General features: G+C 74.5%; 13 protein-coding genes. 5 read left to right on the top strand and 8 right to left on the bottom strand.

Features of this window, described 5'->3' with window-relative positions:
• Position 1: 1 nt before the first annotated feature.
• From IE245_RS21250 to IE245_RS21235, 4 genes are read left to right on the top strand one after another with little or no spacing between them, the layout of a single operon-like run.
• Positions 2–1063, top strand: a complete 1062-nt coding sequence (locus IE245_RS21250; RefSeq protein ID WP_189949911.1) for an ABC transporter permease — start codon at positions 2–4, stop codon at positions 1061–1063.
• The gene (locus IE245_RS21245; RefSeq protein WP_189949910.1) at positions 1060–1944 is read left to right on the top strand and encodes an ABC transporter permease; all 885 of its coding nucleotides are present in this window, start codon (positions 1060–1062) and stop codon (positions 1942–1944) included. Before IE245_RS21250 ends, IE245_RS21245 begins: the two co-directional genes overlap by 4 nt.
• Entirely contained in the window at positions 1941–2909 is a 969-nt protein-coding gene (locus IE245_RS21240) for an ABC transporter ATP-binding protein (protein ID WP_189949909.1), read from the top strand. The genes IE245_RS21245 and IE245_RS21240 overlap by 4 nt, the downstream gene beginning before the upstream one ends.
• Positions 2906–3895, top strand: a complete 990-nt coding sequence (locus IE245_RS21235) for an oligopeptide/dipeptide ABC transporter ATP-binding protein (RefSeq protein ID WP_189949908.1) — start codon at positions 2906–2908, stop codon at positions 3893–3895. Before IE245_RS21240 ends, IE245_RS21235 begins: the two co-directional genes overlap by 4 nt.
• Before the next feature lie 70 nt (positions 3896–3965).
• Here the strand turns inward: IE245_RS21235 and IE245_RS21230 are convergent, their stop codons facing one another.
• Both IE245_RS21230 and IE245_RS21225 read right to left on the bottom strand, forming a co-directional pair.
• Positions 3966–4856: a hypothetical protein gene (locus IE245_RS21230; RefSeq protein WP_189949907.1), complete on the bottom strand. Its 891-nt coding sequence runs from the start codon at positions 4854–4856 to the stop codon at positions 3966–3968.
• Between the two features lie 121 nt (positions 4857–4977).
• Positions 4978–6108 (bottom strand): type III polyketide synthase, encoded by a 1131-nt coding sequence (locus IE245_RS21225; RefSeq protein WP_189949906.1) that lies wholly within the window; start codon positions 6106–6108, stop codon positions 4978–4980.
• 179 nt (positions 6109–6287) lie between these two features.
• Between IE245_RS21225 and IE245_RS21220 the strand changes: the two genes are divergently transcribed.
• Positions 6288–7670, top strand: coding sequence for a cytochrome P450 (locus IE245_RS21220; protein ID WP_229851422.1), 1383 nt, complete (start codon positions 6288–6290; stop codon positions 7668–7670).
• An 18-nt stretch (positions 7671–7688) separates the two neighbouring features.
• Here IE245_RS21220 and IE245_RS21215 read toward each other — a convergent pair whose 3' ends face one another.
• The 6 genes from IE245_RS21215 to infB form a co-directional block, all read right to left on the bottom strand.
• Positions 7689–8648 carry a bifunctional riboflavin kinase/FAD synthetase gene (locus IE245_RS21215; protein WP_189949905.1) on the bottom strand — a complete coding sequence of 320 codons (960 nt, stop codon included), beginning with the start codon at positions 8646–8648 and terminating at the stop codon, positions 7689–7691.
• Positions 8649–8688: 40 nt separating this feature from the next.
• The gene (locus IE245_RS21210; RefSeq protein WP_189949904.1) at positions 8689–12081 is read right to left on the bottom strand and encodes a S1 family peptidase; all 3393 of its coding nucleotides are present in this window, start codon (positions 12079–12081) and stop codon (positions 8689–8691) included.
• 266 nt (positions 12082–12347) lie between these two features.
• Positions 12348–13247 carry a tRNA pseudouridine(55) synthase TruB gene (truB, locus tag IE245_RS21205; RefSeq protein ID WP_189949903.1) on the bottom strand — a complete coding sequence of 300 codons (900 nt, stop codon included), beginning with the start codon at positions 13245–13247 and terminating at the stop codon, positions 12348–12350.
• Positions 13244–13684, bottom strand: a complete 441-nt coding sequence (gene rbfA / locus IE245_RS21200; RefSeq protein ID WP_169094413.1) for a 30S ribosome-binding factor RbfA — start codon at positions 13682–13684, stop codon at positions 13244–13246. The genes truB and rbfA overlap by 4 nt, the downstream gene beginning before the upstream one ends.
• A gap of 29 nt (positions 13685–13713) precedes the next feature.
• Positions 13714–14007, bottom strand: a complete 294-nt coding sequence (locus IE245_RS21195; protein WP_031008504.1) for a DUF503 domain-containing protein — start codon at positions 14005–14007, stop codon at positions 13714–13716.
• Between the two features lie 189 nt (positions 14008–14196).
• Positions 14197–16318 (bottom strand): translation initiation factor IF-2 (gene infB, locus IE245_RS21190; RefSeq protein ID WP_229851421.1); only part of this gene is annotated, 2122 nt, incomplete at its 5' end.

Genomic DNA, 16318 nt, shown 5'->3' with positions numbered 1-16318 from the left:
GATGACGACGGCAAGCACCCCCGCCGGCGTGGCGCGGGCCGAGGAGGCCCGCGCCACGGACGGCGCGCCCCGCACCGGCGTCACCTCCGGCTATCTCCGCCACGCGGCGGGGAAGCTGGGCGGCGCGCTCGTCTCCCTCTTCGCCGTCCTGGTCACCAGCTTCTTCCTCTTCCGGATCATCCCCGGTGACCCGGTGAAGGCGATGACCCACGGCGTCCCCACCTCCGCCGAGCAACTCGCGACCCTGCGGCGCCAGTTCGGCCTCGACCTGCCGTTGTGGCAGCAGTTCACCGACTACTGCGCCAAGGCGCTCACCGGCGACCTCGGCACCTCCTTCCAGTTCCGCGCGCCGGTCGGCGAGCTGATCGCGGCGAAGCTGCCCGCGACGCTGCTGCTCACCGGCGTCGCCGTGGTGATCTACTCGGCGCTCGGGCTGTGGCTCGGCACCCGCTCGGCGTGGCGGCACGGCCGCCTCGGCGACAAGGTGAACACCGGCATCGCGCTCACCCTGTGGTCGGTGCCGTCGTTCTGGCTCGGACTGCTGCTGATCATCGTCTTCTCGGTGGGCACGGGCCCGGTCCCCGGGCTCTTCCCGACCGGCGGCATGGAGTCGGGGACGGGCGAGACCGGCTTCGCGTACGTCCTCGACGTCGCCCACCACCTCGTCCTCCCGGTGGTGACGCTGGTCGCGGTCGGCTACGCGCAGACCCTGCTCGTGATGCGCTCCTCGCTCCTCGACGAGATGGGCGGCGACTATCTGACGACCGCCCGGGCGAAGGGGCTCAGGGACGACGAGGTGCGGCGCCGGCACGCGGTGCCCAACGCCCTGCTTCCGACCGTCACCATGGTCTTCATCAACCTGGGCCACGTGGCGGCCGGTTCGATCCTGGTGGAGACCGTCTTCTCCTGGCCGGGGCTCGGCGGCCTCTTCTACCAGGCGCTCAGCGTGCCCGACCTCCCCCTCGTGCAGGGCCTGTTCGTCGTCTTCGCCGGAGCGATGATCCTGATGAACCTGATCGCCGACCTGCTCTATCCGCTGCTCGATCCCCGGGTGGGCCGATGACCTCTCTCGCATGGGAGCGCCGCAGGGGCTCCGCGGCGCGCTTCTGGAAGGCGTACCGCGGCCACCGGGCGGGCCTGTACGGACTCGCCGGCCTGGCGCTGATCGCGCTGCTCGCGCTCACCGCCCCGTGGACCGTCGGCGCCGACGTCCAGTCGGTGACGAACGCGCCCGGCACGGCCCTGGAGCCGCCGAGCGCGGAATTCCCGCTCGGCACCGACCAGTTCGGACGCTCGCTGCTCGGCCTGCTGATCTGGGGCGCCCGGATCTCGCTGCTCGTGGGTCTGCTCGCGGCCACCCTGTCGGTCGCCATCGGCACCCTCGTCGGGGTCCTCGCGGGGCACTACGGCGGCTGGCTCTCCACGGTCGTCATGCGGATCACCGACTGGTTCCTGGTGATGCCGGCCCTGGTCCTGGCGATCGTGCTCGCGACGGTGCTGTCCCGGTCGATGTGGACGGTGGTGCTCGCCATCGGCGTCACCTCCTGGCCGACCACCGCCCGGCTCGTGCGGGCGCAGACTATCGCCGTCGAGTCCCGCCCGTACATCGAGCGGGCCACCGCGCTCGGCGGCGGCCACGGGCACGTCATGGCGCGGCACGTGCTGCCGAACGTGATGCCGCTGGTGCTCGCGCAGACCACCCTCGGCATCTCCACCGCGATCCTCACCGAGGCCACCCTCGCCTTCCTCGGCCTCGGCGACCCGACGGTCGTCTCCTGGGGCGGCATGCTCCAGGACGCGCGGGAGGCGGGCGCGGTCTCCTCCGGGCACTGGTGGTACCTGGCCCCGCCCGGGATCGCGATCGCGCTGGTCGCGCTCGCCTTCACGCTCTGCGGCCGGGCCGTAGAATCCGTGCTCAACCCGAGGCTGGGGGTGGGGCGTTGAGCCTCCTGGAGATCAGGGACCTGAGGGTCACGTACGGCTCAGGGGCCGGGGCCGTGCCCGCCGTGCGCGGGGTCGACCTCAGCCTGGAGGCCGGGTCGAAGCTGGGCGTGGCCGGCGAGTCCGGCTGCGGCAAGTCGACGCTGGCGCTCGCCCTGCTGCGACTGCTGCCGACGACCGCCCGGCTCGAAGGGGAGATCCTCCTCGACGGGGAGGACGTCCTCGCCATGACGTGGGGCCGGCTGCGGGCGGTCCGCTGGGCGGGCGCCTCGATCGTCTTCCAGGGCGCGATGCACTCGCTGAACGCGGTGCGCAGGATCGGCGACCAGATCGCCGAACCGCTCCTGGTGCACAGGCGGGCCACCCCCGCCGAGGCCCGCGAGAGGGTCGCCGCCCTCCTCGAGCAGGTCGGCCTCCCGGCCTCCCGGGCGGCCGGCTATCCGCACGAGCTGTCCGGCGGGCAGCGCCAGCGCGTGATGATCGCGATGGCGCTCGCCTGCGAACCGCGCCTGATCGTCGCCGACGAGCCGACCACCGCGCTCGACGTGATGATCCAGGCGCAGATCCTGCGGCTGATCGAGCGACTCGTCGCCGAGGAGTCCATCGGCCTGATGATGATCAGCCACGACCTGGCGGTCCTCGCCGACACCTGCGACCGGCTCGCCGTCATGTACGCGGGCCGGATCGTCGAGGAGGGTCCGGCCCGCGAGGTGTACCGGGCGGCGGCCCACCCCTACGGGCGGGCGCTGTCCTCGGCGTTCCCCCGGATCGGGGACCCGGCCTCGCGGCGGGCGCCGCGCGGCCTGCCGGGCGACCCGCCGGACCCGGCGGCGCTGCCGGGCGGCTGCGCCTTCCACCCGCGCTGCCCGGTGGCGGTGGCGGAGTGCGCCGAGGACGACCAGGAACTGCGGACGGCGGGCGCCGGGCACCGGGCCGCCTGCGTCCTCGTGGGGAGGGAGAGCGGATGACGGAGGCGCTGCTGACGGCGAGCGGGGTGCACGTCACCTTCCCCGGGCGGCGGGGCGCGCCGCCCGCCCGGGCCGTCGACGGGGTGGACCTGGAGATCGGCGCGGGCGAGATCGTGGCCCTGGTCGGCGAGTCCGGCTGCGGCAAGACGACCCTGGCCCGCACCCTCCTCGGCCTGGTGCGGCCCGGGGCCGGCACGGTCTCCTTCGCCGGGCGGCCCCTGGCGTACTCCGGCCGGGCGCTCAAGGCGTACCGGCGGCGCGCCCAGCTCGTCCTCCAGGACCCGAGCGGCTCCCTCAACCCCCGGCACACCGTGTACGAGGCGGTCGCCGAGGGCCTGCGGATCCACGGGGTCCACCGGAGCGGGGCCGACGAGCGCGCGGCGGTGGCGGAGGCCCTCGCCCGGGCCGGGCTGCGCCCGCCCGAGCGGTTCTTCCTGCGCTACCCGCACGAGCTGTCCGGCGGGCAGCGCCAGCGGGTGGTGATCGCCGGGGCGCTCGTCCTGGAGCCGGAACTCATCGTCGCGGACGAGCCGGTGGCCTCCCTGGACGCCTCGGTACGCGGCGAGATCCTCGCCCTGCTGCTCCGTCTGCGCGACGAACTGGGCCTCTCCGCCCTGGTGGTGACCCATGACCTGGGCCTGGCGTGGAACATCGCGGACCGGGTGGCGGTCATGTACCTGGGCCGGGTGGTGGAGTCGGGCCCGGTCGAGTCGGTGCTGACCGCGCCCCGCCATCCGTACACCCGCGCGCTGCTCTCGGTGCTGCCGGAGTCGGAGACGGCCCCGGTGGTGCTGGCCGGCGAGCCGCCGGACCCGGCCCGGATCCCCTGCGGCTGCCGCTTCCACGCCCGCTGCCACGTCCTGGCCTCGGGCGAGGCGGCCCCGGTCGCCGACCGCTGCCGCACGGAGCCCCTGCCGGTGCTGCGCGCGGCCGGCGGGGAGCCGGGCGTGGCCTGTCACTGGGCGACGGCCCGGGAGGACGGCTGACCCACGCGGAACCGCCTGGCGGCCCTGGGGGGCGGCGGGTCGCCGGGCGGTGGTGCGGGGGTGCGGGGGATCAGCCGGCCGCCGGGGCCGCCGGCTTCGCGCCGGACGGGCCCTGCGGCTTCGCCCCGGAGGGGTCGGCCTTCGGCATGATCTCGCAGGCGGCGATCGAGGTCCGGGTCGAGACCGACTTCACCGTGCAGGTGTCCTTGCCGACGCCCGCGTCGACCATGCCCCAGTGCGGGCCGACCGTGAGGATCGCGCCGCCGGGGCCGCTGATCGTGTCGTCGCCGGGGCCGGACTGGATGAGGCCGCCGGACTCGGGGCCGAGGCCCGCCGCCTCGATGCGGTCGTTCTCGCTGCCGCCGAGGACCCGGCCGGAGAAGTCGATGACGCCCGTCTTGATGGTGTCGGCGCCGTCGTTGCCGGTCACGATCCCGCCGCCGCGGTTGAAGTTCCCGGGCGCCCCGGAGACCGAACCCGTGGTGATCTGGTCGTCGCCCTCGTCGCCGTGGACGACGGCTCCGCGCTCGGCGCCGTCACCGCGGACGGTGGCGACCTTGATGATGTCGGGGCCGCTGTTGCCGCGGACCATGCTGGTCGCGTTCTGCGGCACCAGGTGCTTGGCGCGGATGACGTCCCTGCCCTCGCCGCCCATCACCGCGGAGTCGATGACGAGGCCGCGGATCTCGATCATGTCGTTGCCGTCGCCGCCCCAGACGGTGACGTTCTGGATGTCGCTGTCGCAGAAGATGTGGTCGTCGTGGGGGGTTCCGCCGACCGTGTCGCCGGGCGGGGCGGAGACGCCGTTGACCCAGCACTGGTGCATCGGCACCCGGGCCTTGCCGGCACCCGCCGCCTGGGCGGGCGCGACGGTGAACGAGGCGGCGGCGGCACCGGCGAGGAGCGCGGCGAGGGCGGTGGATCCGCGAAGACGGCGTCGGGACGGCGGGGTGGAGGACATGCGGCTCTCCTTGGCGGGGGCGGGGGGTGCGCTCCGCCCGGTTCGGACCGGGCGGAGGGGGGAAGCCGGCGCGGCGCGAACCTGTTCGGGTCCGGCCGCGGGCGCAGGGGAACCAGGACCGTCAGGTCCTGCTGCGGGCGTGCTGGAAGCGCGGCGAGTAGCCGACGATCCGGCGGGCGGCCAGCGGCGGTTCGGACGGACGGGCGGCGGTGGTCCAGCGCCCCAGGCACATCTCGGCGGTGATGCCGGGACCGAAGCCCGCGAGGATGCCGCGGGCGCCCTCCGGCTGCCCGCCCTCCTCGAAGAGCCGCCGGACCGCGTCGAGGACGACGGCGCTGGCGATGTTCCCGTACTCCGTGAGGGTCGCCCGGCTGAACCGGAAGGCCTCCGACGGCACTTCGAGGAAGCGGCTGAGGTCGTCGAGGATCCTCGGGCCGCCCGCGTGGATGATGTAGAAGTCGAGGTTGCCCGCGTCCCAGCCGTGCGCGCCGGCGATCTCGCGGAGCGCGGGGGCGAGCGGCTCCATCGTCGTGGGCACCCGCTTGTCGAGCAGGAAGTGGAAGCCGGTCTCGCGGACGCTGTAGGCGATCCAGTCCTCGGTGTCGGGCACCAGGTGGGAGTCGTTGCGCTCCAGGGCGATGCCGGAGCCGCCCCGGCCGCGCACGACGGCGGCGGCGACGGCGTCGCCGAAGAGGCCGTTGGAGAGCAGCGAGCCGACGCCGAGGTCGGTCGGCTGGTAGCAGAGCGAGCAGAACTCGCAGGCCACGATGAGGACGTTGGCGTCCGGGTACGCGGTGCAGAAGTCGTGCGCCCGGTTGATCGCGGCCCCGCCGGCGGCGCAGCCGAGCTGGGCGATGGGCATCTGCCGGGTGTGGCTGGGGAAGCCCATGGTGTTGATCATCCACGCGGTGAGCGAGGGCATCATGAAGCCCGTGCACGACACGTAGACGATCATGTCGATGTCGGCCGGCCGGAGGCCCGCGTTGCCGAGCGCCTCCTCGACGACGGCGGGCACCCTCGCCTTGGCCTCGGCCTCGTACAGCTCGTTGCGTTCCTGGAAGCCCGGATGCTCCAGGGTCCGCTCGATGGGCTGCACGATGTGCCGCTTGGCAACCCCGGTGTTGCCGATCAGGCGCAGCGCCAGGGGGAGTTGGGGATGGTCGGCGTGGCGCGCACGGGCGAGGTCGAGGGTCTCCTCCATCGTGATCACGTGCTCCGGCACGGCCACCGCGGGTTTACACAAGGTCACCACGGCACTCGCTCCTTCTTGTCGATCGGGCGAACTGCGGCCCACACTCACCCCGTGTTCCCGAGCCCGCAACCGCGAGCGCGTCCGTCCGATCACGGACGGTGAGCGGAGGGCTCGGCCGTACGGGGGGCTGTGCGGCCTTCGGCGTGTCGCGCCCGTTCGCCGCCGGGAAGAGGCACCGCATGACCTCCGAACCGCTGACGTCGCAGCCGCCGACGTCCGAACCGCCACCGTCCGGGCGCCCCTCGCCCGGCCCGTCGCCGTCCGCCCCGTCGCCCTCCGGTCCGCCGGCGGCCGCCCCTCCGCCGTCCGGGGCTTCCGCCGACGGACCGGCCGCGCCCGGCGCCGCCCCCGCCGGCTGCCCCGGCGCCGCCCGGCCGGCCCGCGTGTGGACCGTGGAGGACCTGCCCGCCCTGGACTTCGACCCGCTCCTGGCCGAACTGCTCGCGAAGGAACCGGTCTCCCGGATCAGCCTGCCGTTCGCCGCGGAGAACGAGGCCTGGCTGGTCACCCGGTACGCCGACGTACGGGCCGTGACCTCGGACCCGCGGTTCAGCCGGACGGCCCTGCTCGACCGCCAGGTCACCACGATGACCGGCCACATGGTGGCCTCGAAGGCGGCCCTGAACTACGCCGATCCGCCGTACCACACCCGGCTGCGGAAGGCGGTGACCAAGACCTTCACGGGCCGGGGCGTCCAGCGGCTGCGGCCCCTCGCCCAGGCGGCCTGCGACCGGCTCCTGGACGCCATGGAGGCGGCGGGCCGGCCGGCCGATCTGATGGCCCATCTGCACGGGCCGCTGCCGATGGCGGTCGTCTGCGACCTGCTCGGCATCCCCGAGGAGGACCGGGCCGAGCTGGCGTCCTGGCCGGACCTGATCCTCTCCTCCGGGCCGGGCCCGGAGAGCAGCCGCGCCGCCAAGGCGCAGATCCACGGCTATGTCACCCGGCTGCTCGACCGCCGGACGGCGGAGCCCCGGGAGGACCTGGCGGGTGAGCTGGCCGAGGCGCTGGCGGAGGGCCGGATCGGCGCCGACGAGGCCGTGTCGCTCGCGATGGCGGTGCTGATCAGCGGCGCCCACGCGGTCCGCAACAACAGCGCCAACATGGTCTACGTGCTGCTCACCCGTCCGGAGCTGCTCGCCCGGCTGCGGGCGGAGCCGGAGCTGCTGCCGCAGGCCGTGGACGAGCTGCTGCGCTGGATCCCGCACCGCAACGGCGTGGGGCTGCCCCGGATCGCGACGGAGGACGTCGAGGTCGGCGGGGTGGTGATCCGGGCGGGCGAGGCGGTGTACGCCTCCTACCTGACGGCCAACCGGGACCCGGAGGTCTTCGCCGACCCGGACGCCCTCGACTTCGACCGCGCGGGCACCGGCCACCTCTCCTTCGGGCACGGGCCGCACCACTGCATGGGCGCGATGCTGACCCGGATGGAGTCCGAGGTGATGCTCTCCACCCTGCTCGCCCGCTACCCGGAGCTGCGGCTCGCGGGCCCGCCCGAGTCGGTGCCGTTCCAGTCCAAGGGCCTGATCCGCGGCCCGAGGGAGCTGTACGTCACCTGGTGACGGGCCCCCGGGGGGAGGTCAGTCCCGCGCGGCGTCGTACTCGGCCGTCAGGGTCCGGCACGTGGCGACGTCCCCGGCCATGGCGACGAGCAGGTCGTCGAGGGTGTCGAACTTGAGCATGCCGCGCACGTAGGCGAGGAAGTCGACGGTGACGTGGAGGCCGTACAGGTCGAGGCCCTCGCGGTCGATCGCGTACGCCTCCACCGTCCGCTCCTTGCCGTCGAACTGCGGGTTGGTGCCGACGGAGATCGCCGCCGGCATCCGCTCGCCGTTCGCGGTCAGCCAGCCGGCGTAGACGCCGTCGGCGGGGACCGCGGTGTGCGGCAGGGTCTCCACGTTGGCCGTGGGGAAGCCCAGTTCGCGGCCGCGCTGGGCGCCGCGCACGACGACGCCCTCGACGCGGTGCGGGCGGCCGAGGATCTCGGCGGCACCGGCCATGTCGCCCTCGGCGACGAGCCGCCGGGTGAGGGTGGAGGAGAAGGGCTGACCGCCGCCGGCGGAGCCGCTCACGTACAGGTCGATCACCTCGACCTCGTAGTCGTAGGTGGCGCCCAGCTCGGTGAGGTACTCCACGGTGCCCGCGGCGCGGTGGCCGAAGCGGAAGTTGGGGCCCTCGATGACGGCCCGGGCGTGCAGCTTGTCGACGAGCACCTTGACGATGAAGTCGGCCGGCGACAGCTGCGAGAACTCGGCCGTGAACGGCAGCACGAGGACGGCGTCCACGCCCAGTTCGGCCATCAGCTCGGCGCGCCGGTGGTGCGGGGCGAGCAGCGGCGGGTGGCTGCCGGGGCGCACCACCTCGGAGGGGTGCGGGTCGAAGGTGACGACGACGGCGGGGACGCCGAGCTCGCGGGCGCGCTCCACGGCCCGCCCGATGATCAGCTGGTGCCCTCGGTGCACACCGTCGTAGGAGCCGATGGTGACGACGCTGCGCCCCCAGTCCTGGGGGATGTCCTCCAAGCCACGCCAGCGCTGCACTGTGACCGCTCCTCGTCCGCCTGTTCGCCCTGTACGCCCATTACGCAGGTCTAAGACTGCCATGCCCACGCCCGTCGGTCCGCATCGGCATGGAAGTGCCGGGTGTTCGGGGTGCCGGCAGGGCCTGGGCGAGCAGTGCGGCGAAGGCCGGATGGTCGGCGGCGAGCGCGGCGAGCAGCCGGTTCCGGTGGGCCGCGCCGCCCGGATCGCGGGCGTGGAGGGCGGCGGTCCTGGCGAGCAGCGCGCGGTTGCGCGGGAGCGAGCGGCGGGCGGCTCCCTCGGCGGTGGCGGTCAGCAGCGCGTCCGCCACGGTCAGGTCGCCGGGCCCGGTCGCGTACGTCTCGTGGTCGAGGAGGACGTCGAGGAGTTCGGCCCGCAGATGGCGGGAGGCGCCGGTGCCGGGGGCGGCGAGCACGGGCGCGAGGGCGCGCCGGACGGCGGCGGACGGGCCGTGGACGAGTCCGACGACCAGCGGGAAGAGCACGGCCCGCGCGGTCGGCCCCTCCTCGAACCGCAGGTCGACGTAGCCGGCGACGTGGGCGGCGCCCTCGGGGTGGCGGTGCGCGTGCTCCCGGACGAGGCCGGCGATCCGGCGGGTGAGGGCGGGCGCGTCGACGGCGGCGAGGGCCCGCAGCGCGCCGCCCGGGTCCCGTCCCTGGTCGAGGCGGTCCCGGAAGGCGTCGAGCACGGCCCCGGGGTGCTCGGCCAGCGCCCCGACGAGCGCGTCGGCGGGCACCCGGGCGTCGGCGAGGGCGCGCGCGAGGTACGCGCCGCGGGTGTCGGGGTCCCGGACGAGGATGCCGAGGGCGGCCCCGTGGAGCGCCCGGTCGGCGGCCCGGCCGAGCAGCGCGCCCGCCGCGTACCGCAGCAGCTCCCGCTCCTGCCCGTCCTGTCCGCGTGCGGCGAGCAGGGTGCCGTGGACGGCGGCGGCGATCCGCCGCTCCGGCCGGCCGTCGTCGTGCGCCCACCGGTCCACGGCCCGGCAGAGCGCGGCCGGCTCGTCGTCGACGAGCGCGGTGAGCAGCCCTTCGGCGAGGGGGTGCGCGGTGCCGGCGAGCGCCTCGCAGAGGTCGTCGGTGGCGAGCCCCCGATGGGTGTGCAGGAGCTCCTGCGCGACGGTGCCCACGGTGACGTACGGCCGCTCCGGCAGGGTCCGGCCGTCGGTGAACCAGCGGCAGAGCAGGGGCTGCACCTCCCGGGTGCGGGCGACGAGCAGCTCCTCGACGAGGGCGAGGCAGCCCGCCGGGTCGGCGGTGACGGTCCGGCGCAGCAGGTCGAGCCGTTCGTCCTCGCCGACGGCGAGCCGCCCCCACCAGGCGGGCCCGAAGCCTTCGAAGGCGTCCGGCCGGCCGGCGCCCTCCCCCACCCGGTCGGCGAGCCGGCGCAGCACGGGCAGGTACGGCCGCGGGTCGCCGACCCGGTCGAGGGTCCGCGCGAGCAGCGTGCGCGCCCACCAGGCGGCCTCGCCGGCCGGCTCCTCCCCGCGTCCGGCGAGGGCGCCGACGAGCCGGTCGAGCAGCGGTGCCAGCGCGGCGGGCCCGCCCTCGCGGTGCACGAGCAACAGCGCCTGGAGGACGGTCCCGACCCGGTGCCGGGGCACGGCGGCCCGCTCGGCACCGGCACCGGTCCCCGCTCCGCCCCCGGCCTCCGCTGCGGGATCCGTGCCGCGGACCAGGGCGTCGAGGGCCGTGTCGAGGTCCAGGTGGGCGGCCTGGAGCCAGTCCGACAGCTCCTCGTGGGCGAAGCGGTAGCCGGTGCCGGCGGGGACGAGGAGGCCTTCGGTGAGGACGGCGGGGGCCCAGCCGTCGCGCCAGGGGAAGAGCTCCTCGAAGGAGGCGCGGTCGAGGAGGCCGTGGCCGGGGCCGAGGCAGCGCCGGGCGGCCTCGTGGACCTGGCCGGTGACGCGCGCGGCGAGCCGGCGGACGGCACGGCCGTCGGGCCGGGGGCCGGCTCCGGCTCCGGCTCCGGCTCCGGCTCCGGCTCCGGCTCCGGCGGCGATCCTGACCGCGATCCGCAGGCACAGCAGGTCCAGGTGCGCGGTGAAGATCTCGGCCCGCCCGGGCCGTCCCGGCACGTCGCCGGGGAGCGCGGCCCGCACCTCGGCGAGCAGCCGCAGGGCGAGCGGGTGCCGGGCGTCCGCCGCGTCGAGGTCCTCGTCCCCGAGGCCGTACCCCTGGCGTACGGCCCTGGCCTCGGCCTCCGTGAGGTCGCCGAGCGGCAGCACGGCCGGCGCCGCGCTCCACAGCGGCGCGGCCTGCTCCGCGTGCTCGGGGCGGCAGGCGAGGGCGAGCCGGACGCCGTGGGCGCGCAGCCAGCGCTCGGTGGCGGCGGTCCAGTCGGCGAGCCGGTGGGCGAGGGGCGGCGGCATCTCCTCGGGGCCGTCGAGGACGACGAGGAGGGGCCGTCCGGCCTCCCGGGCGAGGGTGGCGGCCCGGTCGGCGGTGACGGGGTCGCCGGCGGCCCCCGAGGCGGCGGCGATCCGCGCGGCCCGCTCCAGCGCCCGCCCGACGGCCTCGGCGAGCGAGCCGTCGTCCTCCCGCAGGTCGGCGCCGCGCAGCCGTACGGTCGGCGCGGGCGCGACGCCCCTGGTCCGTGCCTCGCAGGCCGCGCCGAGCAGCGTGGTGCGGCCGCACCCTGGTTCGCCGACGACGGTGAGCACGGGCACGCCGCCGGAGGGGGCCGCGGCGCGGGCGAAGCCGGTGACGGCGCGCAGCGCGGCGGGCCGGGCGACCGGGGCCGGCCAGGGGGCCGGCTCCGCGGGCGCGAGCGCCGTGGCGGCGGTGAGCTCCAGGAGGGCGGCGAGGTTCAGGTCGGGGCCGTGGGCGGGGATCGTGGCGGAGTTGCGGCGCAGCAGCGCGCCGAGGGGCCCGTCGGGGCGGATCGGGACGGCGTGTCCGGCGGCGCGCGGGTCGCCTTGGAGGGCGGTGCCGACGACGCCGAGGACGGTGCCGGTGGCGCTGTCGACGACGGGGCCGCCGGCGGCCGGGCCGCCGAGCCGCAGCGCCTCGGCGCCCTCGGTGCCGATGGCGAGTTCGAGGGCGTCGGGCAGGACGTGGAAGCGGTCGGTGGCGGTGTACGTGACGGCGGCGGGACCGAGCACGCGGGCCTCCCGCCAGCCGTGCGCGGCGATCCTGACGTACGTGCCGGGTTCGACGGCCGCGCGGGTGGCGAGCGGCAGCGGGGGCACGCCCAGGCCCTCGGTGCGGATCAGGGCCAGCCCCTGTTCGGGGAACGGGGTGATCGCGTCGGCCTCGGCGAGCCGGGTCCGATCCCCCGGCGCGTGCAGCACGACGCGCGTCAGCCCGTCGACGGCTTCGTGACTGGTGACGAGGGTGCCCTCGTGGTCGGCGAGGAATCCGGTGCCGCGCGGCCGGCCCGCCAGATCGCAGATGCGCACCAGCCCCACCGGCTCCGCCAGGTCCCCGCGTCCCATGGTGTGGAGGGTAGGTCGGCGACGGCCGCCGAAGGGCGGCGAGCGACCAAGGCGCCCCCTCGCACTCCCCCGTTTCACTCCGAGCGCTTCCCCGATGGGGTGAAGAAACACGAAAGCGCCGGCGCGCCGCGAGAAACGCGAAGCGGGGTCTCGCCGCGGAACACGAGCGGGCGGGCGCGCCGCGAGCAGGGCGAAGGGGGGCGCTCGAGGAACGCGAAGGGGCGGGTGCGCCGCGCGCACCCGCCCCTTCCTCGTGCCGGCTCCGGTCAGCCGAAGACGGCCAGGCTCTTCGCCTTGCCCCGCTGGTCCTCCACCAGGGCGAGCAGCTTGCCGTCCGGCCCGAAGACCGCCACGGCGCCCTTGGGGTACGCGGGCATCTCCAGGCGCACCCCGTTGAGCAGCAGCCGGGCCCGCTTCTCGTCGACGTCCCAGCGCGGGAACGCCGCCGCCGCGGCCTCGGCGACCGGCATCACGGTCAGCTCCTCCTGGAGCTGGTCGAGGGTGCGGGCGCCGTCCAGCTTGTACGGGCCGACCCGGGTGCGCCGCAGCGCGGTCAGGTGCCCGCCGACGCCGAGCCCGGCGCCGAGGTCCCGGGCCAGCGCCCGGATGTACGTACCGGAGGAGCAGACCACGGAGACGACGAGGTCGACGACCGGGGTGCCGTCCTCGGCGGTCTCCTCGCGGACGTCGTACACCCGGAAGGAGGAGACGGTGACCGGACGGGCCGGGATCTCGAACTCCTCGCCGCCGCGCACGCGCGCGTAGGACCGCTTTCCGTCGATCTTGATCGCGGAGACCTTCGACGGCACCTGCATGATGTCGCCGGTCAGCTCCGCGACGCCCGCGTCGATCTGCTCGCGGGTGACCTTCGACGCGTCGACCGACGCCGTGATCTCGCCCTCGGCGTCGTCGGTGATCGTGGTCTGGCCCAGGCGGATGGTGCCCAGGTACTCCTTCTCGGTCAGCGCGAGGTGACCGAGCAGCTTGGTGGCCCGCTCCACGCCGAGGACGAGGACGCCCGTGGCCATGGGGTCGAGCGTGCCGGCGTGGCCGACGCGACGGGTCCTGGCGATCCCGCGCATCTTGGCCACGACGTCGTGCGAAGTGAAGCCCGACGGCTTGTCGACGATGACAAGGCCGTCGGGCGTGGGGGTCTTGTCGCTCATTCGGCGGTGTCGTCCTCGCCCGGCTTCTTGTAGGGGTCGGCGTCGCCCGCGAAGGCGGCGCCCGAGGACGCCTCCCGCACCTGGGCGTCGGAGGCCCGCGCCTTGTCGAGGAGGTCCTCGATGGTCCGGGCGTTCTCCGGGAGGGCGTCGGCCACGAAGGCCAGGGTGGGGGTGAACTTGGTCCCCGCCGCCCGGCCCACGGCCGAACGGAGGATGCCCTTGGCGCTCTCCAGGCCGGCCGCGGCGCTCGCCCGGTCCTCGTCGTCCCCGTAGACCGTGTAGAAGACCGTGGCCTCCCGCAGGTCACCGGTGACGCGGGTGTCCGTGATGGTCACGTGCGTACCCAGGCGCGGGTCCTTGATGCCGCGCTGCAGCTTCTCGGCGACCACCTCCCGGATGAGGTCCGCCAGCTTCTTCGCCCGCGCGTTGTCGGCCACTGGTCCGTCTCCTTCTTTGCCTTGCTCGTTCAGTCTTCATCAGTGTGGAGCCTTCGGCGCACCGACAGCAGCTCCACCTCGGGCCGGGCGGCCACCAGCCGCTCGCAGCGGTCCAGCACGCCGTTGAGGTGTCCGAGGTCCCCCGACACCATCGCGACGCCGATCTCGGCCCTCCGGTGGAGGTTCTGGCCGCTCACCTCCGCCACGCTCACCGAGAACTTCCGCTGGAGCTCGGCGACGATCGGCTTCACGAGGGAGCGTTTCTCCTTGAGCGAATGGACGTCGCCGAGGAGCAGGTCGAAGGACAGTGTCCCCACATACATATGTGTCCGGATGTCCCGCCGGTTCGGGGTCAGTGGCCCCGCCCACCGCTGGACGGGAACACCGAAACCGTACACGGAACGGCCGGGGCCGATCGACGGAATAACCTCCGCCGACCGGCCCCGTCCCGCCCGTCGCCCGACCACCACCCCTGGTGGTCCGCGCTTCGCGCGGGCTGTACGCCCCGCGTGTTACGCGCGCGGCTTCTCGCGCATCTCGTACGTCGCGATGACGTCGTCGACCTTGATGTCGTTGAAGTTTCCGAGGTTGATACCACCCTCGAAGCCCTCACGGATCTCGGTGACGTCGTCCTTGAAGCGACGCAGACCCTCGATGTTGAGGTTCTCGGCGATGACCTTGCCGTCGCGGATGAGGCGCGCCTTGGTGTTGCGCTTGACCTCGCCGGAGCGGATGAGGACACCGGCGATGTTGCCGAGCTTGGAGGAGCGGAAGACCTCGCGGATCTCCGCGGTGCCGAGCTCGACCTCCTCGTACTCCGGCTTGAGCAGACCCTTGAGGGCCGCCTCGATCTCCTCGATCGCCTGGTAGATGACCGAGTAGTACCGGACGTCCACGCCCTCGCGCTCGGCCATCTGCTGCGCACGCCCGGCGGCGCGCACGTTGAAGCCGATCACGATGGCGTCGGAGCCCATCGCCAGGTCGATGTCCGACTCGGTGACGGCACCCACGCCGCGGTGCAGGACGCGGATGTCGACCTCCTCGCCGACGTCCAGCTGGAGCAGGGAGGACTCGAGGGCCTCGACGGAACCGGAGGCGTCACCCTTGATGATCAGGTTCAGCTGCTGGATCTCGCCGGCCTTGAGCACCTTGTCCAGGTCCTCGAGCGAGACGCGGCGGACGCGCTTGGCGAAGGCCGCGTTGCGCTCGCGGGCGGCACGCTTCTCGGCGATCTGGCGGGCGGTGCGGTCCTCGTCGACGACGAGGAAGTTGTCACCGGCACCCGGGACGTTGGTGAGACCCAGGACGAGGACGGGGGTCGACGGGGTCGCCTCCTCCACGTTGTTGCCCTTGTCGTCGAGCATGGCCCGGACGCGGCCGTACGCGTCGCCGGCGACGATGGTGTCGCCGATGCGCAGCGTTCCGCGCTGGACCAGGACCGTCGAGACGGCACCACGGCCGCGGTCGAGGTGGGACTCGATCGCGATGCCCTGCGCGTCCTGGTCCGGGTTGGCCCGGAGGTCGAGCGAGGCGTCGGCGGTGAGGACCACGGCCTCCAGCAGGGAGTCGATGTGCAGACCCTGCTTGGCGGAGATGTCGACGAACATGGTGTCGCCGCCGTACTCCTCGGCCACCAGGCCGAACTCGGTCAGCTGACCGCGGACCTTGACCGGGTCCGCGCCCTCGACGTCGATCTTGTTGACCGCGACGACGATCGGGACGCCGGCGGCCTTGGCGTGGTTGAGCGCCTCGATCGTCTGCGGCATGACGCCGTCGTTGGCCGCGACCACGAGGATCGCGATGTCGGTCGACTTCGCACCACGGGCACGCATGGCGGTGAACGCCTCGTGACCCGGGGTGTCGATGAAGGTGATGCGACGCTCTTCGTCGTTGACCTGGGTGGAGACCTGGTAGGCACCGATGTGCTGGGTGATGCCACCGGCCTCGCCCGCGACGACGTTCGTCTTGCGGATCGCGTCGAGGAGTCGGGTCTTTCCGTGGTCGACGTGACCCATGACGGTCACGACCGGCGGACGGGAGACCAGGGCCTCTTCGCCGCCCTCGTCCTCGCCGAACTCGATGTCGAAGGACTCGAGCAGCTCGCGGTCCTCCTCCTCCGGGCTGACGACCTGGACGACGTAGTTCATCTCCTCGGCCAGCATGACCAGCGTGTCGTCGGAGACGGACTGCGTGGCCGTGACCATCTCGCCGAGGTTCATCATGACCGCGACGAGCGACGCCGGGTTGGCGCCGATCTTCTCCGCGAAGTCGGTGAGGGACGCACCGCGCGACAGGCGAATGGTCTCGCCGTTGCCGCGAGGCAGCATCACGCCGCCCACGGACGGGGCCTGCATGGCCTCGTACTCCTGGCGCCTCTGCCGCTTCGACTTGCGACCGCGACGCGCGGGACCGCCGGGACGACCGAAGGCGCCCTGCGTGCCACCACGGCCACCCGGGCCGCCGGGACGGCCGCCGAAGCCGCCGGGACGACCGCCGAAGCCGCCGCCACCGCCGCCGGGACCACCCGGACGACCGCCGCCGCCACCGGGACCGCCGGGACGGCCGGCGAAGCCGCCGCCACCGCCGCCGGGACCGGCCGGACGACCGGCGAAGCCGGGACGACCGCCGCCGCCA

The organism is Streptomyces roseolus, assembly GCF_014649855.1.
GTDB classification, from domain to species: domain Bacteria; phylum Actinomycetota; class Actinomycetes; order Streptomycetales; family Streptomycetaceae; genus Streptomyces; species Streptomyces roseolus.
Note: the sequence above shows the minus strand (reverse complement) of the source record. Positions and strands in the feature narration are given on the sequence as shown.